The sequence below is a fragment of the Pikeienuella piscinae genome, from assembly GCF_011044155.1.
Taxonomy (GTDB): Bacteria; Pseudomonadota; Alphaproteobacteria; order Rhodobacterales; family Rhodobacteraceae; genus Pikeienuella; species Pikeienuella piscinae.
The window spans coordinates 2,317,044-2,340,589 of the sequence record NZ_CP049056.1; the positions used below are offsets into that span (position 1 = coordinate 2,317,044).

20 protein-coding genes are annotated in these 23,546 nt (G+C 65.4%); 10 read left to right on the forward strand and 10 right to left on the reverse strand.

Annotated features, from left to right (window positions below; all coding sequences use genetic code 11):
* The first annotated feature begins 1 nt into the window (after window position 1).
* On the forward strand, window positions 2-790 hold the full coding sequence (locus G5B40_RS11140; RefSeq protein ID WP_165098532.1) for an FAD binding domain-containing protein: 789 nt from the start codon (window positions 2-4) through the stop codon (window positions 788-790).
* A gap of 51 nt (window positions 791-841) precedes the next feature.
* A complete protein-coding gene (locus tag G5B40_RS11145) occupies window positions 842-1,267 on the forward strand; it encodes a GFA family protein (RefSeq protein ID WP_165098535.1) in 426 nt (141 codons plus the stop codon).
* A 22-nt stretch (window positions 1,268-1,289) separates the two neighbouring features.
* Here G5B40_RS11145 and G5B40_RS11150 read toward each other — a convergent pair whose 3' ends face one another.
* From G5B40_RS11150 to G5B40_RS11165, 4 genes are read right to left on the reverse strand one after another with little or no spacing between them, the layout of a single operon-like run.
* Window positions 1,290-1,751 carry a GNAT family N-acetyltransferase gene (locus G5B40_RS11150; RefSeq protein ID WP_165098538.1) on the reverse strand — a complete coding sequence of 154 codons (462 nt, stop codon included), beginning with the start codon at window positions 1,749-1,751 and terminating at the stop codon, window positions 1,290-1,292.
* 7 nt (window positions 1,752-1,758) lie between these two features.
* On the reverse strand, window positions 1,759-2,478 hold the full coding sequence (locus tag G5B40_RS11155; RefSeq protein WP_165098541.1) for an alanyl-tRNA editing protein: 720 nt from the start codon (window positions 2,476-2,478) through the stop codon (window positions 1,759-1,761).
* A 15-nt stretch (window positions 2,479-2,493) separates the two neighbouring features.
* Window positions 2,494-5,031, reverse strand: a complete 2,538-nt coding sequence (locus G5B40_RS11160) for a DUF3772 domain-containing protein (RefSeq protein ID WP_165098543.1) — start codon at window positions 5,029-5,031, stop codon at window positions 2,494-2,496.
* Complete coding sequence (locus G5B40_RS11165) at window positions 5,021-6,070, reverse strand: cysteine synthase A (RefSeq protein WP_165098546.1); 1,050 nt, start codon at window positions 6,068-6,070, stop codon at window positions 5,021-5,023. Before G5B40_RS11165 ends, G5B40_RS11160 begins: the two co-directional genes overlap by 11 nt.
* A gap of 165 nt (window positions 6,071-6,235) precedes the next feature.
* Between G5B40_RS11165 and G5B40_RS11170 the strand changes: the two genes are divergently transcribed.
* From G5B40_RS11170 to G5B40_RS11190, 5 genes are all read left to right on the forward strand, one after another.
* Window positions 6,236-6,922: a DUF6134 family protein gene (locus tag G5B40_RS11170; protein ID WP_165098549.1), complete on the forward strand. Its 687-nt coding sequence runs from the start codon at window positions 6,236-6,238 to the stop codon at window positions 6,920-6,922.
* Between the two features lie 10 nt (window positions 6,923-6,932).
* Window positions 6,933-7,721, forward strand: a complete 789-nt coding sequence (locus tag G5B40_RS11175) for an SDR family NAD(P)-dependent oxidoreductase (protein WP_165098552.1) — start codon at window positions 6,933-6,935, stop codon at window positions 7,719-7,721.
* A gap of 73 nt (window positions 7,722-7,794) precedes the next feature.
* Window positions 7,795-9,831, forward strand: coding sequence for an NADH:flavin oxidoreductase (locus G5B40_RS11180; protein WP_165098554.1), 2,037 nt, complete (start codon window positions 7,795-7,797; stop codon window positions 9,829-9,831).
* Window positions 9,832-10,210: 379 nt separating this feature from the next.
* Window positions 10,211-11,140: an IS1595 family transposase gene (locus G5B40_RS11185; RefSeq protein WP_165098557.1), complete on the forward strand. Its 930-nt coding sequence runs from the start codon at window positions 10,211-10,213 to the stop codon at window positions 11,138-11,140.
* Between the two features lie 543 nt (window positions 11,141-11,683).
* Window positions 11,684-12,310 (forward strand): hypothetical protein, encoded by a 627-nt coding sequence (locus G5B40_RS11190; protein ID WP_165098559.1) that lies wholly within the window; start codon window positions 11,684-11,686, stop codon window positions 12,308-12,310.
* A gap of 769 nt (window positions 12,311-13,079) precedes the next feature.
* Here G5B40_RS11190 and G5B40_RS11195 read toward each other — a convergent pair.
* The 6 genes from G5B40_RS11195 to G5B40_RS11220 form a co-directional block, all read right to left on the reverse strand.
* Complete coding sequence (locus G5B40_RS11195) at window positions 13,080-14,480, reverse strand: MFS transporter (protein ID WP_211907319.1); 1,401 nt, start codon at window positions 14,478-14,480, stop codon at window positions 13,080-13,082.
* Window positions 14,393-15,592 carry an SAM-dependent methyltransferase gene (locus tag G5B40_RS11200; protein WP_165098561.1) on the reverse strand — a complete coding sequence of 400 codons (1,200 nt, stop codon included), beginning with the start codon at window positions 15,590-15,592 and terminating at the stop codon, window positions 14,393-14,395. The genes G5B40_RS11195 and G5B40_RS11200 overlap by 88 nt, the downstream gene beginning before the upstream one ends.
* 82 nt (window positions 15,593-15,674) lie before the next feature.
* Window positions 15,675-16,487 carry a DUF1365 domain-containing protein gene (locus G5B40_RS11205; RefSeq protein ID WP_165098563.1) on the reverse strand — a complete coding sequence of 271 codons (813 nt, stop codon included), beginning with the start codon at window positions 16,485-16,487 and terminating at the stop codon, window positions 15,675-15,677.
* Between the two features lie 13 nt (window positions 16,488-16,500).
* Entirely contained in the window at window positions 16,501-17,820 is a 1,320-nt protein-coding gene (locus G5B40_RS11210) for an NAD(P)/FAD-dependent oxidoreductase (protein WP_165098566.1), read from the reverse strand.
* A gap of 13 nt (window positions 17,821-17,833) precedes the next feature.
* Window positions 17,834-19,249 (reverse strand): cryptochrome/photolyase family protein, encoded by a 1,416-nt coding sequence (locus G5B40_RS11215; RefSeq protein ID WP_165098569.1) that lies wholly within the window; start codon window positions 19,247-19,249, stop codon window positions 17,834-17,836.
* 51 nt (window positions 19,250-19,300) lie between these two features.
* A complete protein-coding gene (locus tag G5B40_RS11220) occupies window positions 19,301-19,594 on the reverse strand; it encodes a hypothetical protein (protein ID WP_165098572.1) in 294 nt (97 codons plus the stop codon).
* A 166-nt stretch (window positions 19,595-19,760) separates the two neighbouring features.
* Here G5B40_RS11220 and G5B40_RS11225 point away from each other — a divergent pair, with 166 nt between their 5' ends.
* Genes G5B40_RS11225 through G5B40_RS11235 form a run of 3 tightly spaced genes read left to right on the forward strand, consistent with a single transcriptional unit; the run spans window position 19,761 to window position 23,383 of the window.
* Window positions 19,761-20,609: a fumarylacetoacetate hydrolase family protein gene (locus G5B40_RS11225; RefSeq protein WP_165098574.1), complete on the forward strand. Its 849-nt coding sequence runs from the start codon at window positions 19,761-19,763 to the stop codon at window positions 20,607-20,609.
* Window positions 20,610-20,663: 54 nt separating this feature from the next.
* A complete protein-coding gene (locus G5B40_RS11230; protein ID WP_165098576.1) occupies window positions 20,664-21,662 on the forward strand; it encodes an Ldh family oxidoreductase in 999 nt (332 codons plus the stop codon).
* Window positions 21,662-23,383: a gamma-glutamyltransferase family protein gene (locus G5B40_RS11235; protein WP_165098578.1), complete on the forward strand. Its 1,722-nt coding sequence runs from the start codon at window positions 21,662-21,664 to the stop codon at window positions 23,381-23,383. Before G5B40_RS11230 ends, G5B40_RS11235 begins: the two co-directional genes overlap by 1 nt.
* Window positions 23,384-23,546: the final 163 nt, after the last annotated feature.

Sequence of the window (23,546 nt, forward strand, 5' to 3'; positions counted from 1 at the left end):
GATGTATGATTTCGAATATGTGAAAGCAGGCTCGGTCTCCGATGCGCTGAAGGCGCTCTCGGCCGGGGACGCGCAGCCGATCTCGGGCGGGCAGACGCTGATCCCGACGCTCAGGGCGCGACTCGGGCAGCCCTCCGCGCTCGTCGATCTCTCGAAGATCGCGGAGCTGAAGGGGATCGAGGTCTCGGGCGGAAAGGTGAAGATCGGCGGGGCGAGCACCCATCACGAAGTGGCGGAATCCGCCGATGTGAAGGGCGCGATTCCGGCGCTCGCCGCACTCGCCGGCCATATCGGCGATCCGGCGGTGCGCCATCGCGGCACGCTCGGCGGCTCGGTCGCGAACAACGATCCTTCGGCCTGCTATCCGGCAGCCTGTCTCGCACTCGACGCGGCGATCCACACCTCGGCGGGCGACGTGGCGGCGGATGATTTCTTCCAGGGCATGTTCGACACCGCGCTCGAAGAGGGCCAGATCGTCACCGGCGTGAGTTTCGCGGTTCCGGAGGCGGCGAATTACCAAAAATTCGTGCAGCCGGCCTCACGCTTCGCGCTGGTCGGGGTGTTCGTCGCGAAATCCGCTTCCGGCGTCCGCGTCGCAGTCACCGGGGCCTCCGAGGGCGGGGTCTTCCGCTGGACAGAAGCCGAGGAGGCGCTTTCGGGCAAGTTCTCGCCCGACGCGGTTCCGGCGGCGCCGCCGGCGGACGGCATGATCGGCGATCTTCACGGCTCGCCCGAATACCGGGCGCATCTGGTGATGGTGATGACGAAGCGGGCCGTCGCCGCCTGCTGATTGCGGGCGCGGCGGACTTTTGCGTCTTGCCGGACGCAGAAGGGCGATGCGATGATCACCTGCAAAGGCGCCTGCTTCTGCGGCACCGTCGAAGTGGAGACGACCGGTGAGCCGGTCGTCCAGGGGTTTTGCCACTGCGCCGACTGTCGGGCCTGGTCGGCGACGCCGGTGACCGCCTTTGCGTTGTGGCCGGCGGCGATGATGAAGGCGACCAGGGGCGAGGCCGATCTCGCATCATTCTCGAGAACCGAAGGGACCGTGCGCCGTCATTGCGTCCACTGCGGCGGCGCGGTCATGACCGTGAACGACGGCGGCGCCCTGATCGACGTCTACCCGCCGCTCCTGCCGGGGTTTGCATTCAGGCCCCGGTCCCATGTCCATTACGGACAGCGGATGGTCGACATGAAGGACGGGTTGCCGAAATATCGCGACCTGCCGGCGCGGGCCGGCGGCTCCGACGAGATGATCGCGGAATAGCGCAGGCGCGGCCCGCTTTCTCCTAACTCAGCCTGATCTCCATCTGCGGGATGATCCGCCCCGGGATCGACCCGGACGCAACCTCGCCGGCGATGGCGAAACCGAGCGTTTGATAGAACGGAACCGCGAACGGATCCGAGTCGAGCCGGAGAACGCGGAATCCGCGCGCTTCCGCCGAGCGGCGCGCCGCATCCCAGAGCATCCGGCCAATTCCGCGCCGCTGGAAATCGGGATCGATGAAGAAGGCCCCGATTTCGCCCGCGCCCGGTTCCTCGCTGGCGGTGAGCGAGATGCAGCCGCGGATCGCCTCATCCGCCGCCACCCAGTATTCCGCCGACGCCATGCGTTCCGGCGTCACCTCCAGTTCGGCCCGGCAGGCGTTCATGAACGCATCGTCATAACCGTTCGACGCTTTCGAGCGCATCGAGAGGTCAGTCAGCGCCGCCGCCTCCCCTGCCCGCGCCCGGCGTATGGCGATCTTCATCCGCGCCTCATTCCGCCAGATGCACATACACCCGGCGGTTGCGCTTGCCCTTCTTCTCGATCTTGCCGAGCCTGACCGGGCCGATCTCGTCGGTCGAGCGGACATGAGTGCCACCGCAAGGCTGGAGATCGACCGTGCCGGCGCCGGCGCCGATCCGCACGAGGCGCACCCGGCCCTGCCCCATCGGCGGCTTCACCGTCAGGGTCTTCACCAGCGCCGGGTTCGCCTCCAGCTCCGCATCGGTTATCCATTCCTCCGTCACCTTGTGCCCCCCGGCGATCAGCGCGTTGAGGCGAGCCTCGATCCCGTCCCGGTTCTCCGGCGCCTCCGGCATGTCGAAATCCAGCCTTCCTTTCGCCGCGCCAACCTGCCCGCCGGTGACCGGGAGCGGGATGACGACGGAGAGGAGGTGCAGGCAGGTATGGACGCGCCGATAGCGGGCGCGCGTGTCGGCGTCGATCTCAGCCTCCACCGCCGCGCCAACCTCCTGCGCGGGCGCCCCTGCGGCGGGAAGATGAACAATCGCGCCCGCTTCGCCCTTCACCGCTTCGGTGATCGGGATGACGGCGCTTCCGGTCCTGAGCGTTCCGGAATCGCCCGGCTGCCCGCCTCCGGTCGGATAGAAGACCGTGCGGTCGAGGATTAGGCCGCCCTCGGCGGTGATTGCGGTTACGGTAGCCTCGCAGCGCGTCAGATAGGCGTCGTCGCGGAAGAGCGGCTCGGTCATTAGGGTCTCCTGATGTTAAGGGTCGGTTTGGCTCGCGCCCGCAGGGCGAGCGTCAACTCGATCTCCCGCCGAAGGCTCCGGCGCGCGCCCGTGGAGCGATGTCGCCAGCGCGGCCTCCAGCGGGCCAAGATCGCGGATGCGCAGGTCACGCTGCGGAAAGGCGATCTCGATTCCCGCCTCCCGGAAGCGAGCGTTGATCTGGTGGTTCAACTCGCTCCGCACCATGAGGATCCAGTTGATGTCGCGGATCATCACGCGCAGTTCAAACGCCAGCACGCTCTCACCGAACTCAATGAAATAGGCGACTGGCGCCGGGTAGGCCATGACCATACGATGCTTGCGGCCGACCTCCAGCAATATGCGCTCGACCTGCTGCGTATTGGCGCCTCGAGCGACGCCGACCGGCACGATCACGCGCCCGATCTTGTCGGAAAGCGTGTAGTTGGTCACCGCGCCGGAGATCAGGTCGGAATTCGGCAGGATATAGCTCGAGCGGTCGAACGTGTCGATCACGGTGGAGCGGACATTGACCTTGCGGACATAGCCGTGGACGCCGGCGACCTCGATCCAGTCGCCGACCTTGATCGGCCGCTCGATCAGCAGAACGATCCCGGAGACGAAATTGCTGACGATGTTCTGCAGGCCGAGTCCGACGCCGACGCCGAGCGCGCCGATGACGAGGGCGAGACTGGAGAGATCGATCCCGGCGGCTGAAATCGCGACGACGATCGCGATCATCACGCCGACATAGCCGAGCCCGGAAACCAGCGCCTCCGCCCCTCCGGTGGACATGCCGGTCTTCGGCAGGATCGTGTATCTGAGAATGCGCTGCAGGGCGCGGGTCAGCATGTAGCCGATGGCGACGATCAGCGCGAACGCGACGAACGCGCCCGGCGAGATCGAGAAATCGCCGATGACCACGCCCCGCGCCACGCTCCGGTAGACGGCCATGAGATCCGTGGTGCTCGCCCCCCAGATCAGCGCGAGGATCGGCGTTCCAACGCAGATCAGAACAAGCACGACGAGAATCGGGATCAGCCGCAGCGGCTGACCCGGCGCGACGTTCTCGTCGCCACTCTCGTCACCCGCCTCCGCCGCAGCCGGCGCGACGGCCTCATCGGACTCAAGCCGGATATCCACCGCTTCGCCCGCGACACGGAAGATCAGGTAGCCGACACCGATCAGGACAAGCGAAGCGACGAAGGGAAAAAAGACGAAGCGCGCGGCGAATTCATAGCCGATCAGCGCAAGCACAGGCGCCGCCAGCGCCACCCCCCAGATCATCCGGCGCAGGGCCTGCGCCAGATAGTGCGAGGTGGCTTCGACATCGGTCGACGCGGTCGGCCGCCCCGTGACCGAAGCGAGCCGCCAGAGGCCGAATGCGCCGATGACGATCGCCGTGAACGACGCCACCGCGCTCGCCCCCGCCGGCGCGTTCAGCACGTCCCGCGGGCCGGTGAATACCGCGTCAAGGAGGAGCGACGCTCCGATCAACAGCGCGGCCCGGTAGCCGGCGACGGCGGCGCGATTGTCCAGCGCCGCCAGCCGCATCGCGGACGATTCCGGGGAGAAGAACGCCGCCGCCATGACGAAAATGGCGATGAACTGCGCGAACCCCGACATGGCGCCCTTCAGTATCGCCTCGCCCACAACGTCGAAGAGCCCGAGCGAAACCACGCCAACAAGGAGCGTCACCGCGATCAGCAGAAGCGTTATAAAGCGCGCCAGCGCGGCGCCGATCCCGAGCAGGAGCCGGCGCGCCCGCCCTCCGGCGCTCTGCGCGGCGCGGCGCATCAGGGCCATGACCAGCCCACGCAGGCCGAACCCGAACGCGCCGGCGAAAAGAAAGGCGACGATGGCGATGGGCGCGCGCTCGCGCAGTATGCCGCGCTCCGTCGGGTCATCGAAGTTCCGCGCCGCCTCGGCGGCGAGCCGGCCGAGAGCGTCCCGGCCCGCCTCGAATGCGGCGAGCCAGTTCGCCGGATTCGCCGGGCTCGGGCCAAGCGTGGTCATTTGCTCCAGGAAATGGCGCTGCGCCACCCCGGTGAGGCGCGCGAGCAGTTCGTCCGCGCGGTTGATCGCGCGTTCGGCGCGCACTTGCAGCGCCCTCGCGCCCGTGATCCGCTGCGCCAGTTCGCCTCTCAGCTTCGCGGCGTCGACGGATTCCGTCTCACCGTCCGCGGGCGGCGGGCCGAGCGCCGATTGCTCGCGCGTCAGCCGGGTGATCGCCGTCTCAGCGGCCTCGGAAATCGCCTTCCCATTGGTTTTTTGCGCTTCGAGATCGCTCCGAATGGCGTCAAATTCCGGCCCCGCGCCTTCTCCGGAGTCAATGGCGGCCTCGGCCTTTTCGGCCTGTCGGTCCCACTCGCTCCAGACCTCCGAGTGGCTGCTCTCCTCCATCTTCTGAACGGAGGAGAGAAAATCTTCCGGCAGTTGCTGCGCCGCGACGCTCGCGACGACGAGAAAGGCGAGCCATAATCCGATAACGGCCGATGCGGCTGCGCGGACTGTCCGGCCCACGCCGTCGGCGCAGCGTTCCGGATCAGGTTTCATCGACCTCCTCGAACACTTTCGGAAGATCAGACGCATCGCGCGTCAGGAATTCCGGCAACGGCAGGTTCTTGGAGGCCAGAAACGTCGCGTTGAAGAGTTGGGACTGGTATCGCGCGCCATAGTCGCAAAGCACCGTGACGATGGTGTGGCCCGGCCCCATATCGCGCGCCATCCTGATCGCCCCGGCGACGTTGACCCCGGAGGAGCCGCCAACGCAGAGTCCCTCTTCGGACAGGAGTCTGAAAGCAAGCGGAAGCGCCTCATCATCGGGGATCCGATAGGGCATGTCGACTTTGAGCCCCTCCAGATTTGCGGTGATCCGGCCCTGCCCGATCCCCTCGGTGATAGAAGACCCTTCGGCCTTCAACTCGCCATGAGCATACCAGTTAAAGAGCGCCGCGCCCATCGGGTCGGCGAGACCGATCTTCACATCGGGATTCTTCGCGCGAAGCGCAGCCGCGACCCCGGCCAGCGTGCCGCCGGAGCCGACTGCGCAAATGAAGCCGTCGACCTTGCCGTCGGTTTCCGCCCAAATCTCGGGGCCGGTCGTCTCGATATGCGCCTGGCGATTGGCGATGTTGTCGAACTGATTCGCCCAGATCGCGCCGTTCGGATCCGTCTTCGCCAGGGCTTCGGCGAGACGGCCGGAGTAGCGCACGAAATTGTTGGGGTTCCGATAGGGCTTCGCCGGCACCTCGACCAGCTCCGCCCCGGCGAGGCGGATCATGTCTTTCTTCTCCTGGCTCTGCGTCTCGGGGATGACGATGACGGTCCGGAATCCCATGGCGGCGCCGACCAGCGCGAGGCCAATGCCGGTGTTGCCCGCCGTTCCCTCCACGATCACCCCGCCGGGCCTAAGCACCCCCCGCGCGACCGCGTCGCGGATGATCCAGAGCGCCGCGCGGTCCTTGACCGACTGGCCCGGATTCATGAATTCGGCCTTGCCGTAAATCTCGCAGCCCGTCTCCTCCGAGGCGCGGCGGAGCCGGATCAGCGGCGTATTCCCTATCGCGTCCGGCATATCTTTATACATTTTCATGGTGTGGTTTTCCCGACTGTTCGGCATCTCGCGCGTAGTATCGCCGCCGGGCGTATCGGCGCAAGGGCGACTCCGATTCACGCCCGAGCGGCGCGCCGCCCGCTCCGCCTTGCGCATTCCGCCCCCTCGCGTAGACTTGATCGCCATATCATCGGAGGCGCCGACATGAACCTTTCGCGACGCGGTCTGCTCGGCGGGGTCGGCGCCGGACTGGCGCTCCACGGCTCACCGCTTCTGGCGACGGGAGGGGGGGCGCGGCGGTTCAGGGTGCTGCGCGCCGGCGACGACATCGGCGAGCAGAGCGTGGAGATCCGCGCCGGCGCGGACGGGGCGCTTCAAGTCGCCGTCGATGTCGATTTGAGGGTCAGGATCCTCGGCATCACCGCCTATCGCTACACGATGCGCAACCGCGAGACTTGGAAGCGCGGGCGGCTGATCTCCATGGACAGCCGCACCGACGACGATGGCGACGATGATTACGTCAAGGCGAAGGCCGTCGGCGACAAACTGGAGATCGACGGATCGGTCTTTCAGGGGTCGGTTCCCGGCGACGCGGTCTCCACGACTTACTGGTCGAAGGAATTTCTGAACCGAAAGACCTGGATCAACAGCCAGACCGGCGTTCCGATCGAGGTGACTGCGGCTCATCTCGGCGCAGGGAGGGTGGACGCGCCCTCCGGCCCGATCGCCACCGAACGCTGGAACGTTAAGGGCGCGAATCTCGACGTCATCCTGCACTATGCGGCGGCGGAGTGGGTCTCCGTCGAGTTCGACGCGGGCGGGGAGCCGGCGATCTACATCCCGACCGAAATCGGATCCGACTTCGCTCAACTCTGGGACGGGTCGCAGTGACCCTCTGCGGATGAGCGTCTGGACGAAACGGATGCGCCCGGCGGACGGCGCCGCCTGGGTCACCGGGGCGTCCGCCGGCATCGGCCGCGCCGTCGCGCTCCGGCTCGCGGATGAGGGCTGGACAGTCTGGGTGACGGCGCGCGGAGCGGAGAAGTTGGAGGCGCTGGCGGCGGAGAGACCCGACCGCATTCGCTCGCTGCCCTGCGACGTCACGGATCGCGCGCGGATGGCTGAAGCGGTCGCGACAATCACAGCCGAGGGACCGCTGGCCCTCGCGGTGCTCAACGCCGGGCTCTACATCCCCATGCGCGCGCAGGAGTTCGACGCAGCGAACGCCGCGCGCTCGTTTGAGGTGAATCTCGCCGGCGTCGCCAACGGGCTCGACCCGGCGCTGAAGCACATGATCGGGCGGCGTGACGGCCATGTCGCGCTCACCGCCTCGGTCGCCGGCTATCGCGGCCTGCCGCGCGCGGCGGCCTATGGCGCCACCAAGGCGGGGCTGATCGCCATGGCGGAGGCGCTGGCCTTCGATCTCATCGATCTCGACGTGCGGATCTCTGTCATCAATCCCGGTTTCGTGGAGACCGAGGCGACCGGGGTCAACGATTTCGAGATGCCCTTCGTGCTTCCGGCGGAAGAGGCGGCGCGGCGCATCGTCGATGGTCTGAAAGCGCCAGGCTTCGAAATCGCCTTCCCGCGCCGCTTCGTGTTCATCCTCCGGACGCTGGGGATGCTGCCGAACCGCTGGTATTTCGCCGTGATGCGCCGCCTGATGGGCTGGGACGCGTCGGTGCGCTGAAGCGGCCGATCGCGGCGCCGGGGCGCCGCTTCCGGGACTTGACGCGCGCGCGGGCCGGGGCGCCAATACGCATATGCGCGACGATCCCCTCTTCCGCCCCTATCGTCTGAAGCACCTCGCGCTGAAGAACCGGCTGATGTCGACCGCGCATGAGCCGGACTACGGCGAAGACGGGATGCCGGGGGAGCGCTACCGGCTCTATCATCGGGAAAAGGCGAAGGGCGGGATCGCGCTGACGATGACGGCGGGCTCCGCAGTGGTCTCGCCAGACAGCCCGGCGGCTTTCGGCAACCTCAAGGCCTATGACGACCGGATCGTCGACCACATGCGGGCCCTGGCGGAGGATTGCCACGAAGAGGGTTGCGCGGTGATGATCCAGCTGACGCATCTCGGCCGGCGCACCGGCTACGCGCAGGGCGACTGGCTGCCCGTGCTTTCCGCATCGCCGGTGCGCGAGCCCGCGCATCGGAGCTTTCCGAAGGCGGCGGAGGACTGGGATCTGGCGCGCATCGCCGCCGATTACGCCGACGCCGCTGAACGCATGAAGGACGCCGGACTCGACGGTGTCGAGATCGAGGCCTACGGCCACTTCCTCGACGGGTTCTGGTCGCCGCTGACCAACCGGCGCGCGGATGAATATGGCGGCGGCCTCGACAACCGGTTGCGCTTCACCTGGGAGGTGATCGAGGCGATGCGCGCCGCCGTCGGGCCGGAATTCATCATCGGGATGCGCATGGTCGCCGACGAGCAGGTCGAGCACGGGATCGGGCGCGATGAGGGCATGGAAATCGCCCGGCGCGTCGCGGCTTCGGGCAAGTTCGACTTCATCAACCTCATCCGCGGCATGGTCGACCACGATGCGAGGTTGGTCAAGGTGATCCCGGTCGCCGGCATGGCCTCCGCCCCGCATCTGGATTTCGCAGGCGAAGTGAGGGCGGAGACTGAGTTTCCGGTCTTTCACGCGGCGAAAATTTCCGATGTCGCCACCGCCCGCCACGCCATCGAGAGCGGCAAGCTCGACATGGTCGGCATGACCCGCGCCCATATCGCGGACCCGCATATCGCGCGCAAAATCGTTGCGGGCGAGGAGGCGCGCATTCGCCCCTGCGTCGGCGCGACTTACTGCCTCGACCGGCTTTACGAGGGCGGCGGCGCGCTTTGTCTGCATAACGCCGCCACCGGACGCGAAGGGGCGATGCCGCACGTGATCCCGAAGGCGGGGACGGCGCTTCGCGCGATCGTCGTCGGGGCCGGACCGGGTGGGCTGGAGGCGGCGCGCGTCGCCGCCGAGCGCGGCCACCGGGTGACGGTGCTGGAGGCGGCGGCGGAGGCTGGCGGTCAGGCTCGGCTAATGGCGCTCAACCCGCGCCGGCGGGAGCTGATCGGCATCGTAGACTGGCGGCTCGCGGAGCTTGAACGCCTCGGCGTCAGGATCGAATACAACACATTCGCCGAGGCGGAGGATGTCGTCGCCCGCGACCCGGAGATGGTGATCGTGGCGACGGGCGGGACCCCACAGGCGCCGGAGATCGAGGGCGATTCACTGACCGTGACTTCATGGGACATCGTCTCCGGCGCGGTGAAACCCGGGGCGGAGACTCTCCTCTATGACGACAACGGCGCCGAGCCCGGCATGGCGGCGGCGGAGATGATCGCAGCTTCGGGCGCGAAGCTGGAGGTGGTGACGCCCGAGCGCAGCTTCGCCATCGGCGTGGGCGGCATGAACCACGCCCCGATCGCCGCCGCGATGCAACGCGCCGGCGCCCGCATCACCATCCAGACGAGGCTGAAGGCCGTCCGGCGCGAGGGCAACCGGCTGATCGCGACGCTCGGCTCGGATTTCGAGGCGGGTTTCGAGGCGGCGCGCGAGGTCGATCAGGTCGTCGTCGAACATGGGACCGCCCCGCTCGACGATCTTTACTTTGCGCTGAAGCCGCGCAGCCGCAATCTCGGCGCGGTGGATTACAGGGCGTTGCTCGGCGAAGGCGGGATATTTCCGGAGAGAAACGGAAGCGGCGCCTTCCGGCTCTACCGCATCGGCGACGCCGTGACCTCACGCAATGTCCACGCCGCGATCTTTGACGCGCTGCGGTTCGGGATTAGATGGTAACGGCGACACATGTAAAATTCTAAGATCACGATATCATGAAAAGACAAGCGCCAGATAAACTATGCCGATTTCGATCAAGTTCATCAATTTATATTGAAGATTAAATAGATAACGCAGTTAACAGGCACAGAATATGGCGATCGCCACTCTCTATGCAAAATGACCCTTTCGAAGTAAATCCAAATATACATCAAGTTTCACCCTCCGAGTGGGAAGAATTTATCCGCGACTTCAAGAACGCATATGGAGAAGATACCTTGCCGAGCGGGTCGGACATTCCGGCGCTATCCAAACAATGGGGCGTCAGAAAATCTGGGAACTATCCGGTTGACGTACCACGGCCCAATTGTTATATAGTCCTCATCGAAAGGACAGCGCCATGGCGAAAGCCGATCTCACCAACGCGATCTTCCACGACGACGACAAGGCTCGCGAGCATCTCGAAAGCATCCTGTGGCCGAGCGGGGCGGTTTGCCCGCGCTGCAGCGCAAGAGGCGACCGCATCACCAAGCTTCAGGGCAAGAGCACACGCCCCGGCGTTCACAAGTGCAAGGACTGCCGGAAGCCGTTCACCGTGACAGTCGGGACCGTCATGGAGCGCAGCAAGATTCCTCTATCCAAGTGGGTGCTGGCCGCTCAACTGATGGCGTCCAGCAAGAAGGGCATGAGCGCCAAGCAGCTTGAGCGCATGCTGGGCTGCACCTACGAAACCGCGTGGTTCCTGTTTCACAGGCTCCGTGAGTGCGCCATCGAGCCGACGCCGCGCGGCCCGATGGGCGGCGCGAACAAAGTCGTTGAAGCTGACGAAACTTATGTCGGCGGGAAGGCCCGGAACGCCCACAAGGGGAAGCCAGTCCCCAAGAAGAACGCCGTTTTCACTCTCGTAGAGCGGGATGGTGAAGCTCGTTCCTTTCACGTCACCACCGTCAACTCAAAGACCCTGAAACCCATCCTGCTCAAGAACGCTGACCGGGCGTCGCTCCTGATGACCGACGACAGCCGCGTCTACCCGCCTATCGGCAAGGAGTTCAAAGGCCACGCCTCGGTCAACCACAGCGACGGGGAATACGTTCGCAAGGCTTTCTACTACACGAACACCGTGGAGTCGTATTTCGCTCTCCTGAAGCGCGGCGTCATGGGCTCGTTCCACAGCATCAGCGAGGCCCATCTGTATCGCTATCTGGCGGAGTTCGATTTCAGGCACAACCACCGCCACATGAGCGACACGGAACGCTCCGACGCGCTCCTTAGCGGCGCGAAGGGTAAGCGTCTGACTTATCAACAGCCTCGTGAAGCGGCGAACGTCTAAGCAGAAGGCGAGGGCGTTTCGCCGCTGGCGGAAGCGGCCCTAGACTTGCCGCTGGACACGCGCCCCTCGGACCCCGATCCTCGACCGCATTGCAGTTATTCAGGAGGGGACCATGAGCCCTGAGCTATCGGACCAATTTCGTGCCAGTCGGGGGGTGGCAATCCTCGCTGCCTGCATAGCTGAAACGCTTCGTGAATCCGATCCATCCTTCGTAGAGCGACTTGAGCGGAGGATAGAGTGGGCGTTTCGCGAGATGCGCGATGACTATCAGGACCGAACTCCTGAGATGTAGCTTCTGACATGGACAAGAGAACTCCTAACGGGAGTAGGGCTCGGCGGGGCGCCTAGCGAAAGGTTCTTCAAAGACTACTGAGCCGGGCGACCTCCGCCGCTGGCGCGGCCCCCGATTCTCCGAGTAGGCTTTTCCTCTCCGCGCTCCCTTTGGGGGCGCGGTTGGGGTGGTGTGTGCAGTAGTCGCCGGAGCAGATCGTCGCGGCGCTGTTGCTCCTCGTCGTCCTGTTTGCTCATGACCGGGAGAATAGCATGACCGAACCTGACAATCCAACTTCTGACGCCGCCGAGGAAGTCATTACAATCGATCTCCCCGCTTGGATAACCGAGGTCCACGGCGAGACGAGGGAAGATGGCTCAATGGGGACGTACATTCCCCTACCTGACGCGCACCCCCTCTACGCCATGGTCGGCCGTGTCGTCTCAGAATGGGCGCACCTGGAGCACGTTCTAGACCAGACGATCTGGACGCTACTTAGTAACGCTGCCCGAGAGGAGACAGCCTGCATTACCGCCCAGATCATGGGCGTCCGCCCCAGATGCCTTACGATCATCTCTCTTTCTGAGGCCCACGGGATCAAGCCCGAGACGGTCAAGAAGGTTAGGAAGCTGATGGCAGACTCATTCAAAGTCAGCGATTTGCGGAACAGGTGGGTTCACGACCCTTGGTACTTTGATGTTGCGTCTCGGTCCGCGTCCCAGTTCAGATCTATGCCTGCGCCGAACCGCGAGTTCGGATTTATCGACGTGGCAGAGGATCGGCTATCTCACACCATCGACGAGACGAGAAAGCTGAAGAAGCGAGCGTTCGAGTTCAGACTTGAAATTCAGGGCGAGATCGAAGCATTGCGCGATACGCCTCTGAAAGAGCGAACTTGATTTCGGCATCCGTGTACGCTTCCACGTAAACGTTTGAATATAACGCGTCTATTCCAGATTCGAGCATAGCGGGTGTCACTTCAATCTCCGCAGTCTCATTTACCGGCCTGTCGCCCATTTCTTACACCTGTGATTCTTGGTACGTCAACCGGATAGTTCCCGAAAATCTGAATTACGGAGAAAAAGATATCGATCACTATCGCAAAATAGAATTATTAGTATAATTACTAACTATACTGAAAAACTTAGAAGTGAGTTAATTATATTATGATTTTGTGAAGATAATGATTCCATACTGCTATGGATTCATTATGCTGACGCTCATCGCGGCCTGTGTTTCGAATTCGATCCAGGAAGAAGAAATGAGCATCAAAAACGCCGTATGTATTGCCGGTTAAATACAGAATAGATAGACTACAGGTAAAAATTCTCATATTTCGAGATGTTTATTATTTCGACGCGCAAAAATGATGAATTTTTGATAAACGAAGAGGGGCAACTCCGTATTTTTGATGATTTTTGTCTGACAAAATCCCTTGACTGGTCTTACGAAAAGGAGTGGAGATCGATAAAAATTGGAGTTGAAATGGGGTATTCTATATTCCTGCCCTATAGAGTCTCGGCAATATACTTTGGAATAAAATGCCCCGATTCGTTCGTGGAACGTTGCAAGGAAATTGCCAATCGTAATATAAATTACTATAGGTGTAATATATCAAGAGATAAATATAAGATCGAATTTGAAATCATATGATTCCATATAGTAAAGTTAATTTTCGCCACCCTCAACCCGCATTCTGAGCGCCTTCTGCTGCGCCTCGCCGAGCGGAAAATTCCACATCAGCGCGACTGCGAGGAGTTTCAGCGCCACGGGGGCGAGCGCGTAAAGCGCTTTCAGCGTGAAGAGCGCGGACGGGGCGTTCATCGCCCCCGCCTCGAACCCGGCGAGATCGAGGATGATCAGCGCCGCGCCGCCGGAAAGCGCCAGCGCCGCCTTCGTCGCAACCGACCAGAGCGCGAAGAAGAGCCCGGTGCGCTGCTCGCCCGTCTCCGCGGTGTCGGCGTCGACGACATCGGCCTGGATCGCGGCCGGCAGCGCGAGGTCGGCCCCGAGCGCGAGGCCGGTGGCGACGCAGACGGCGGCGAACAGCCCCGCATCGCCGGCCCCGAGCAGGACCGCCGGCAGGAAGGCGACGCAGCTCCAGATCATCGCCAGCCCCCAGGCGCGATGCTTCGAGATCCGCCGCGCCGCCCAGTTCCAGAACGGCAGACCGGCGATGGCGCAGACGAAATAGACGAGAAGGAGCCAACCCGCGTCCGGGGTCATCAGCAGATCGCCGATGAAAAAGAGGAAGAGCCCGGCCGGGAGCGCATTCGCGAGCCCGTTGACGAAATAGGCCAGCAGCAGCCGGCGGAAATATCGGCTGGCGGCGACGGCGCGGAACCCGGCCCGGAACTCGAGCCGCTGGCGCGAATAGTCCCGCGGCTCAGGCGCCGCGAGCAGCGCCGCCGCCACCGCGAGCGGCAGGCCGGCGGCGACGAGCGCCGCGACCGCGCGCAGCCCCGCCCCCGCGTCCGCCGCCAGATTGTAGAGAATGACGGCGAGGACGGTGCCGAGAAGCGTCGCGCCTTCGCGCCAGGCGGTTATCGTCGCGCGCTGTCCGTAATCGCCCGAAAGTTCCGCCCCCCAGGCGAAATAGGGCGTGAGCGCAATGGTCCAGGAAAGCGTCAACGCCGTGAGCCAGAATGCGGCGTGTCCGAAGCCGGCGTCCACGGGCGGCGCCATCAGCATCCAGACCGAGAGCGCGATAAGCGGGGCTGAGACCAGTAGCCAGGGTCGCCGGCGCCCGAAGCGCCCCGGCGTGCGGTCGGAGATCCAGCCCATTAGCGGGTCGGTCACCGCGTCGAGGAGGCGGACCGCGATGAAGAGAAAGCCAAGGGAGGCGAGGCCGACACCGCGCTCGGCTGCGTAAAAGGGCGCGATATAGACGTAAACCGGGAAATAGAGCGCGGCGAGCGGAATCGCGGGAAGCGCATAGCCGGCGTTCCGGAAGAGCGCCGCGCGTCTTACGGCCCCGCCGGTCAGGCCGGCCGCCGGATCGCCACCTGCGTCACGTCGGTCGTGCCGGACATGAAGGTGCCGGCGCAGCTCGCCAGGTAATAGTTCCACATCCTGTGGAAGCGATCATCGAAGCCGAGCGCGCGAATCTCGTCCCAGCGGTCGTTGAAGGCTGTGCGCCACTGGCGAAGCGTCTCCGAATAACTCTGGCCGAATTCGATCGAGCCGTTGAGTTCGAGCCCGGCGCGAGAAACCTGTTTGCGCAACTCGGTCGGCGAGGGCAGCATCCCGCCCGGAAATATGTATTTCTGAATGAAATCCACGCCCTTGCGGTAGGAGGGGAACCATTCGTCGGCGATGGTGATGATCTGCAACGAAGCCGAGGAGCCGGGTTTCAGCCGCTCCCGCACGGTGTCGAAATAGCCGGGCCAGAACTGCTCGCCCACCGCCTCGAACATCTCGATCGACGCAACGCCGTCATAACGCCCGGCTTCGTCGCGATAGTCGCGCATCACGATCTCGACCTTCTCGCCCAGCCCCTCGCGCTGCATGCGCGCGGCGGCGAACGCATGTTGTTCGCGGGAGATGGTGATGCCGGTGACTTTCGCGCCGCGCTCTTTCGCGGCGTATTCGGCGAAACCGCCCCAACCGCAGCCGATCTCGAGGACGTGGGAGTTCTCACCGGCGCCGATCTGGTCGAGGATCGAAGCATATTTGTTGGCCTGCGCCGCCGCCAGCGGCTCCCCCTCGCGCCGGAAGAGAGCGGAGGAATAGGTCATCGTCTCATCAAGCCAGGCGGAGTAGAACTCATTCCCGAGATCGTAATGATGCGCGATGTTGCGCGCCGAACCGGCTTTGGTGTTGCGGTTCATCCAGTGGCGCACCCGCTCGTAGGAGCGAACGAGAAACATGCCCGGGAAGCCGCGGCCGACCGAATCGTTGTTCAGCAGGATGACATCCATCAGGCCCTGAAGATCGGGGGTGTCCCACCAGCCGTCCATGTACGCCTCGGCGAAGCCGAGATCTCCCTCGCGCACCAGCCGCGCGAACATCTCGGGGTTGCGCACCACGATTTCGCCGTGCGGCCCAGGCGCCGGGCCCTTCGATTCGAACCGTCGTCCATCCGGCAGCACGAAGGCCATCGAGCCAATCTTCAACGCCTTGACGATATTCCAGACCGCGCGGAAATAGCGTGGCGTTGGCCCATCTTTCGATCCGGTCATGTTCTCGCCACCATTTAGCCGGCGCCGGGGGTCCGGCGCCCAGTTTCATATTAACAAAATTGACAGACAAGACGCAGGAAAATCAAGTCTCGGCGCGCGTCGGGTCGCGGTCCGCGCCATCGACGGCGCGAAACGCGGTCTCCTCGCCCGGATAGCGGTTGAAGCGCGCCCCCTTGAGCCAGAGTTTCAGCGCCTGCCAGTGAATCGCAACGATCACCTTGAACGCTGCTGCGGGGTGGGTGAGGACCAGCCGGGCAAGCGTGCGGTCGGTCAGTTCGCGGCGCGCGCCGTTCTGCGTCGCGATCAGCCAGTCACCCTCCGGCCCGTGCTGCTTGATGCGGATCGCAAGACGCGCGTCCGGCGCGCGAATGGTGAACCGGTAGGTCTGGTCCATGCCGATGAAAGGGGAGACGAACATCTCTTTCACCTGCCGGTGGCGCGAGGCGCCGTCCGCATCCGGCCGCGCGTCGAGGACGTAGGGCACCTGATCGCCGAAAGTGTTCTTCACCTCGTAGACCACACTTTCCAGCCGCCCCGCCGAATCATGGCAAAAGAACACCGAAAGCGGGTTGAAGGCGTAGCCGAGAAGCCGGGGCATCGAGAGCAGCATGATCCGCGCCGGAGCCGGACGCCCGACAGCGGCCAGCCGGTCCTCGACCCAGGGGCGCAACGCCGCGCCGTCACGCCCGCCATGATCGCGCCGATGGAAGGAGAAAAGCCCGAACCGGTCGATATGGAAGAGTCGGCTTTCCGCCTGCTCGAGCCGGTCGATATCCAGCAGCGCCGTGAAGACCCGATAGCGGAACTGGTGACGGAACGGACGCAGGCGCATGTGCATCACTTCGCCGACGTAAAGGCGATGCTCGAAATCCGCCGGGTCCGCCGTCCTCGTCATGCCGCCGCCTCCTTCACTCCGCCGCCACGTCGAATTCTCGGGTCAGCGACGGGCCGAGATCGCGCGCCCATGGCGGGCGCGCGTCCAGCGCCTCCGCGACGCGCAAGCCGGTCCTCAGCGCGTCCTCGTGGAACCCCCAGCCGAGCCAGGCGCCCGCGTACCAGTAACCGCCCTGCCCCTGAATCTCATCCATCCGCGCCTGCGCCGCGAAGGCGGCTTCGTCATAGGCGGGGTGCTGGTAGTCGAAGGCGGCGATGGTCAACGCCGGATCCGGCTCTCGCTGGCCGTTAAGCGTGACGAAGAAATCGCGATCAGTCGGCAGATTCTGCAGCCGGTTCATCCAGTAAGTCAACGTCACCGGTTGCCCGGCGACGCCAAGCGTTTCTCCCTCGAACAGCATCGACCAGGAGGACCAGACCTTGCGCCGCCGCGGCATCAGACTCTCGTCCCGGTGCAGGACCGCACGGTTCGCCGTGGTGCGGAAAGCGCCGAGGAGCGCCCGCTCGCGCGGGTCGAGATCGGTGGCGATGGCGAAGCTTTGCGGCGCATGGGCGGCGAAGACAACATGGTCGAACAACCCTTCCGAGCCGTCCTCAAAGCTGAGTTCGACCTTGCCGTCGACCCGGCGCGCGGCGGAAACACCGACGCCCCTGTGCGCGCGGTTGGAAAGATGGTCGATGATCGCATCAACATAGGTTTTCGCGCCACCGGTCACTGTGCGCCATTGCATCGCCGCGGCGAGCCCGGTGAAGAGATCATGATTGGCGAAGAAACTGACAAAATTGGCTGCCGGAAACTCCAGCATCCGCGCCGCCGGCGTCGACCAGATCGCACCGCCCATCGGCAGGATGAACCGCTCGCGGAACCAGGCGCCGAAGCGCCGCCGGGTCAGCCATTCGCCGAGCGTCAACCCCGAGAGCGCGCCGGAGGCGAGATCCGTCGGGGCCAGCTTCACGAAACGCATCACATCGCGAAAACCGTTGATGAAGCGCGGGTTGAAGGCGTTGAGCCGCTGCGCGAAGATCTTGTCGAGGTTGTCGCACGCATATTCGAAACGACCTGCATCCAGTGAAAAGCCAAAGGACATGTCGGAGGGGCCGGTGGGCGTGCCGAGATGCTCGAACATCGCCGACAGATTGGGGTAATTCGCGTCATTGTAGACGATGAACCCGGTATCAACGGCGACCCGCTCGTCGCCCACTTCCGCCACAACGGTGTTGGCGTGGCCGCCGAAGCGGCCGGACTTTTCGAAAAGAAGCACCTCATGCCGGTCCGACAGGGCCAGCGCCGCGCCAAGTCCCGCGGCGCCTGAACCCACGACTGCAATTTTCACGAACTGCTCTCCCTCACCCTTCGGCCGAAACGGCCCCGGTCTTCTCGCGCATCCTGGCCCAGGCTTCCAGTGCGCGTTCGCGCCCCGCCTTCAGACCGATCATCGGCGCCGGCCTCTCGTCATGAGCGGCCTTCCGCCAGTCTTTCGGGCTCATCGCCCGGAAAGTTTCAGCCCCGGCGCCCGTGAGCCAATGGTCGCGATACGCCCCGTCGGGATCGAATCGTCCGGCCTGCGTCTCCGGATTGAAGATCCGGAAGAACGGCGCTGCGTCGGGGCCGGAGCCTGCGACCCACTGCCAGCCCATCGCGTTGTTGGCGGGGTCCCAGTCGATCAGCGTCTCGCGGAACCATTCGGCGCCGATGCGCCAGTGCGTCAAGAGATGCTTGGTCAGATATGACGCGACCAGCATCCGCGCACGGTTATGCATCCGCCCAGTCGCCCAGAGCTCACGCATCGCGGCGTCGATCACATCGACGCCAGTCTCGCCGCGCCGCCATCGTTCGGCGTCGTCATTCTCGCCGCGCCAGGGGAAGGCGGCCCATTCGCGCCGCCAGTTTTCGCGCTCCATCTCAGGGTCGTGAAAGAGCAGGGAATGCGCGAAATCGCGCCAGACGAGTTGCCGGCGCACCGCTTCCGGCCCCGCCGCGCCGCCGGCCCTGTCGAGCGCCGCCCAGATCGTGCGCGGCGAAATCTCGCCAAGCGCCAGATGATCGGAGAGCCCGGTTCCCGCTTCCGGTCGGTCGAGCCGGTCGCGATCCTCCGGGTAGCGCGCCGCCGGCCCATCCAACCATTCGTCGAGCCGATCGCGCGCCGCCGCTTCACCGGGCCGGAACCTGTCCGCCAACGCTGGCGCGGCCGGCCCCATCGGCGCATCGAGGCGCCACCGCTCGATATCCTCGGAAGCGATCCCGCCTTCGGGCGCCGCCAGCCTGACCCTGGGGAGGGGCGCCGCCACCGTCTCCTGGGTCAACGCCCGCAAGAACGGGGTGAAGACGCGATAGGGCGCGCCTGCGCCGGTCTTCAGCCGCCAGGGGTCGAGCAGGGTCAGCCCGCCATGACTCTCCGCGGTGACGCCTTGGGCCTTCAGCGCCGCCTTGACCCGCGTGTCGCGGGCGATCGACGGGCCGTCGGTCAGCCGGGTCCAACGCACCGCCCGCGCGCCACTCTCCGCGATCAAGGTCAGAAGTGTGGCCAGCGCCTCCCCGCGACGCAGGATCAGGCGCGATCCCGCCGCCTTCAGGTCGGCCGCCAGCACGATCAGTGAAGCTTTCAGCCGCAGCCGCTGCGCCCCGGAGAGCGCGGCGTCGGTGACGGGATCGAGTATGAAAAGCGGCAGAACCGGCCCCTCTGCAGCGGCCGCCAGCAGCGCCTCATGGTCACTCAGTCGCAGATCGCGGCGAAACCAGACGATGGACGTGATTGCGCTCATCGCCCCCCCGGGCCCGCACGCATCGCGGTTTTCAGCCGCGCGAAGATGAGATCACTCGCCGGCCTTTACATAGATCACGTCGGCTTTTTCCGCCTTTACGGCGGCTTCCTCCTCCGCATGGCCGGGCCGGGCGCGGGTCGAGGCCGGCGGTGTCAGTTCGACCTTCTTCATGCGGCATATCTCGAACGGAACGCCGGCGCTGTCGAAGATGATCCGACAACCCGTAAGCGCGGCGGTGTCGACTTCATCCGCCGCGCCCTTGTTGTCGAACACCGCGAGCGTATCCGCCGAAGCGGCGCCCGCGCCAATCAGCAGGGCTGCGGAAAGCATGGTGATGCGCAGCATTGAATCCTCCCCTTGATCCGCTGGATCGGAACCGATGATAACACGCGATCCGATTCACGCTAGCTTCAAACCGCCACGCCGCGGGCCTTCCTCGCCGGCTTGCCGCCCTCAGCGGGACGCATTATGCACAATCGCACAATCCGGAACCGGGGAAAGGAAAGCGCCGATGAAACTGCTTCGATACGGGCCGAAGGGGGCCGAAAAACCAGGCGCGCTCGACGCCGGCGGCGTGATCCGCGACCTGAGCGGCGTCAGCGCCGACTTCGAGGGCGACGCGGTTTCCTGCGAGATGATCGCCAAACTGAAGGGGCTCGACCTCTCCTCGCTGCCCGCCGTCGAGGGTGAGCCGCGCATCGGCTCATGCGTCGCGCGCGCGCCGAATTTCTTCTGCATCGGCCTCAATTACGCGCGGCACGCCGCCGAGACCGGCGCGACGCCGCCAACCGAGCCGATCATCTTCGCCAAGGCGACCTCGGCGCTTTCCGGCCCCTTTGACGACGTGATCATCCCGAAAGGCTCCACCAAGCCCGACTGGGAGACCGAGTTGGGCGTCGTCATCGGCGCCCATGTCGAGCATGTTTCGGAGGCCGACGCGCTTTCCGTCGTCGCCGGTTATTGCGTCATCAACGACGTCTCCGAACGGTGCTGGCAGCTGGAGCGCGGACCGACCTGGATGAAGGGCAAATCCGCGCCCACCTTCGGGCCGACCGGCCCCTGGCTGGTGACGGCGGACGAGGTGCCGGACCCGCAAGCGCTCGAGCTCTATCTCGAGCTTTCGGGCGGGATGGTGCAGAAATCCACCACCGCGGACATGATTTTCTCGGTCCGGCAGATCGTCAGCTACATGTCCTCGCTCTTCGCGCTTCAGCCCGGGGACATTATCGCCACCGGCACGCCGGAGGGCGTCGGCATGGGGATGAAGCCGCAGCGCTGGCTGAAGCCCGGCGACGTGATGCGCACCGGCGTCGAGGGACTCGGCGAGCAAAAGACGAAAGTGGTCGCCTATTCCGGTTGACCGGCGACGGGCGCAGCCTAGGCTCTCTCCCGACCTAGTGTGGGAGAGAGCCAGATGACCGAAACCCGCCTGACGCTCGATGAGGTCATGGACCTCGCGCTCGCGGCGCTCGGCGCCGCCGGGGCGGACGTGACGAACGCGAACGCCATCGCCCGGACGATGTGGCGGGCGGAGCGCGACGGCGCCAAATCGCACGGGCTTTTCCGCGCCGCAGGTTATTGCGGCGCCATTCGCTCGGGCAAGGCGAACGGGCGCGCGGCGCCCACCATCGCGTCGCAGGAGGGCGCGGTGATTCGCATGGAGGGCGATAACGGTTTCGCCCCCGTCGCGCATATGACCGGGCTGCCGGCGCTGGCGGCGCTGGCGAAGACGCAGGGCGTCGCCGCCCTCGCTATCCGCCGCTGCCTGCATTACGCCGCGCTCTGGCCGGAGGTCGAGACGCTGACCGATCAGGGTCTCGCGGCGATGGCCTTCACCTCCTCGCCGCCATATGTCCACATGGCCGGCGGGCGGAAGCGGGTCTTCGGCACCAATCCAATGGCCTTCGGCTGGCCCCGTCCCGGCAAACCGCCGATGATTTTCGATCAGGCCTCGTCGCTGACGGCGCGAGGTGAAGTCATGATCGCCGCGCGCGACGGCCACGAAGCGCCACAGGGCGCCGGAGTAGGGCCGGACGGCGCGCCGACCACCGATCCGAAAGCGATCCTTTCGGGCGCGCAATCGCCTTTCGGGGATTACAAGGGTGCCGCGATCGCGCTGATGGTCGATCTGCTCGCCGGGCCCCTGATCGGCGAGCTGACGTCGCTGGAGACCGGTGAGCAGGATGTCGGCGAGGGTCCCTCCATCGGCGGCCAACTCATCCTCGCCTTCGCGCCGGAGCGCCTCGGCGGCGCCGACGCGCTCGCGCATGGCGAGCGACTCTTCGAGGAACTTCTGAGCGAACCGGGCGTTCGTCTGCCGGGGGGCCGCCGCGCCGCCGAGCGGTCGAAAACGCCTGAAGAGGGGGTTCTCATACCAACCTCGCTCTACGAGGAGATCCGGGAGTTGACCTGATGCGCCGAAGCGTTCTGTTCGCGCTGACCCTGACGTTCTCACCTGCCGCCGTCTTCGCCCAGCAGTCGCCGCAGCCGGAGCGCACATTCGAGCGCGCCGCCGCCTCGGATGTGACGGGGAAGACCGAGATGGTGATCGCCGCCCACCCGCTCGCCGTCGAGGCCGGGCTTGCGGTGCTTGCGGAAGGCGGCGACGCCGCCGACGCTGCGGTCGCGGTGCAATTGGTTCTGACGCTGGTGGAGCCGCAGAGCTCCGGGCTCGGCGGCGGTGCCTTTGCGCTCTACTGGGACGCCACGTTGCAGCGGCTCACCGCCTATGACGGGCGGGAGGTCGCGCCGAAAGCGGCGGGGCCGGACTACTGGCTCGGCCCGGACGGCGCGCCGATGGCCTGGCGCGAAGCGGTTCCGGGCGGGCGCTCGGTCGGCGTGCCGGGCACGCCGGCGCTGCTGGAGGAGCTTCACAACCGGCACAGCCGACTGCCGCGGACAGGGCTCGCCGACGCGGCGATCGAACTCGCCGAGCAGGGTTTTGAAGTCTCCCCCCGCCTCGCCGCATCGGTGAAGGACGCGGCCGAGAGCCTCGCCGCGTTCCCCGAAACTGCGGCCTATTTCCTCCCCGACGGGAAGCCGATCGAGGCCGGGGCAGTGCTGAAGAACGCAGCGCTGGCGGAGACCTTCCGCCGCTTCGCGGATGAGGGCGCGGCGCCCTTTTACACCGGCGATCTCGCCGAGAATGTGATCATGGCGACGCGCGCTTCGCCGCTGAATCCGGGCCTGCTGACGGCGGAGGATTTCGCCGGCTACCAGCCGATTTCACGCAAGCCCGTCTGCCACCCATACCGCGGGCTGAAGATCTGCGGCATGGGCCCCCCCTCCTCCGGCGCGCTGACCATCGGACAGATACTGATGATGCTGGAGCATCGGGATCTCGGCCCCGCCCCGAGCCCGGCCGCCTGGCGGCTCTACGTCGAAGCCTCGCGCCTCGCCTTCGCCGATCGTGGCCTCTACATGGCGGATTCGGACTTCGCCGCGATGCCCGAGGGCCTGCTGGACCCTGATTACATGGCGATGCGCGCGGGGCTGATCTCCGCCGCCGCCGCCGGGGACGCCGCGCCGGGGACGCCGCCCTGGAAAGAGGGCGCGCTGCGTGCGCCGGACCGATCGGCGGAGCGCCCAGGAACCAGTCATTTCGTGATCCGCGACAGCGATGGCGACATCGTCTCGATGACCACCACGATCGAGACCGGATTCGGCTCACGGCTGATGGCGAACGGCTATCTTCTCAACAATGAGCTCACGGATTTCAGCTTCACGCCCGAAGCCGACGGCAAGCCGGTCGCCAACCGTGTCGAGGGCGGCAAGCGGCCACGCTCATCGATGGCGCCGACGATCGTCTTTCGCAACGGGACGCCGGCCTTCGCGCTCGGCTCGCCCGGCGGCGCGCGGATCATCGGCTATGTCGCGACGGCGCTGATCGGGCTGATCGACTGGGGCATGAGCCCGGCGGAAGCGGCTTCGATCGGCCATGTGACTGCGTCCGGGAGCAGGGTCGATCTCGAGGAAGGCACGGAAGCCGCCATGCTCGAAGAGAACCTGCGCGCTTACGGCCTGGAACCGCGGATCCGCAACATGAACTCAGGTCTCGCCATCCTCGCCCTGACGCCGGAGGGCCTCGTCGGCGCCGCCGACCCGCGGCGGGAGGGCGTCGCGCGCAGCGATTGAAGCTGAGAACCGCGACGTCCGGCCACCGGCTTCACCAGCACGCCCGCGACGCGCCGCCTGCCCTGCGTTCTCGACGGTGCAAGCCGCGTCGACGAGAAAATGCATGGCTGGATTGCATCAAGTGATTAAGATTCTACTTTGCATTGCAACGCGCAGATCAATT

Excerpts from the sequence above, each read along its gene's own strand:
- G5B40_RS11215 (WP_165098569.1), bottom strand. The coding sequence starts at position 19,249 with ATGAGCGCAATCACGTCCATCGTCTGGTTTCGCCGCGATCTGCGACTG.
- G5B40_RS11145 (WP_165098535.1), top strand. The coding sequence starts at position 842 with ATGATCACCTGCAAAGGCGCCTGCTTCTGCGGCACCGTCGAAGTGGAG.
- G5B40_RS11155 (WP_165098541.1), bottom strand. The coding sequence starts at position 2,478 with ATGACCGAGCCGCTCTTCCGCGACGACGCCTATCTGACGCGCTGCGAG.
- G5B40_RS11150 (WP_165098538.1), bottom strand. The coding sequence starts at position 1,751 with ATGAAGATCGCCATACGCCGGGCGCGGGCAGGGGAGGCGGCGGCGCTG.
- G5B40_RS11165 (WP_165098546.1), bottom strand. The coding sequence starts at position 6,070 with ATGAAAATGTATAAAGATATGCCGGACGCGATAGGGAATACGCCGCTG.
- G5B40_RS11200 (WP_165098561.1), bottom strand. The coding sequence starts at position 15,592 with ATGACCGGATCGAAAGATGGGCCAACGCCACGCTATTTCCGCGCGGTC.
- G5B40_RS11235 (WP_165098578.1), top strand. The coding sequence starts at position 21,662 with ATGCGCCGAAGCGTTCTGTTCGCGCTGACCCTGACGTTCTCACCTGCC.
- G5B40_RS11160 (WP_165098543.1), bottom strand. The coding sequence starts at position 5,031 with ATGAAACCTGATCCGGAACGCTGCGCCGACGGCGTGGGCCGGACAGTC.
- G5B40_RS11230 (WP_165098576.1), top strand. The coding sequence starts at position 20,664 with ATGACCGAAACCCGCCTGACGCTCGATGAGGTCATGGACCTCGCGCTC.
- G5B40_RS11175 (WP_165098552.1), top strand. The coding sequence starts at position 6,933 with ATGAGCGTCTGGACGAAACGGATGCGCCCGGCGGACGGCGCCGCCTGG.
- G5B40_RS11180 (WP_165098554.1), top strand. The coding sequence starts at position 7,795 with ATGCGCGACGATCCCCTCTTCCGCCCCTATCGTCTGAAGCACCTCGCG.
- G5B40_RS11170 (WP_165098549.1), top strand. The coding sequence starts at position 6,236 with ATGAACCTTTCGCGACGCGGTCTGCTCGGCGGGGTCGGCGCCGGACTG.
- G5B40_RS11225 (WP_165098574.1), top strand. The coding sequence starts at position 19,761 with ATGAAACTGCTTCGATACGGGCCGAAGGGGGCCGAAAAACCAGGCGCG.
- G5B40_RS11140 (WP_165098532.1), top strand. The coding sequence starts at position 2 with ATGTATGATTTCGAATATGTGAAAGCAGGCTCGGTCTCCGATGCGCTG.
- G5B40_RS11190 (WP_165098559.1), top strand. The coding sequence starts at position 11,684 with ATGACCGAACCTGACAATCCAACTTCTGACGCCGCCGAGGAAGTCATT.
- G5B40_RS11205 (WP_165098563.1), bottom strand. The coding sequence starts at position 16,487 with ATGACGAGGACGGCGGACCCGGCGGATTTCGAGCATCGCCTTTACGTC.
- G5B40_RS11185 (WP_165098557.1), top strand. The coding sequence starts at position 10,211 with ATGGCGAAAGCCGATCTCACCAACGCGATCTTCCACGACGACGACAAG.
- G5B40_RS11220 (WP_165098572.1), bottom strand. The coding sequence starts at position 19,594 with ATGCTGCGCATCACCATGCTTTCCGCAGCCCTGCTGATTGGCGCGGGC.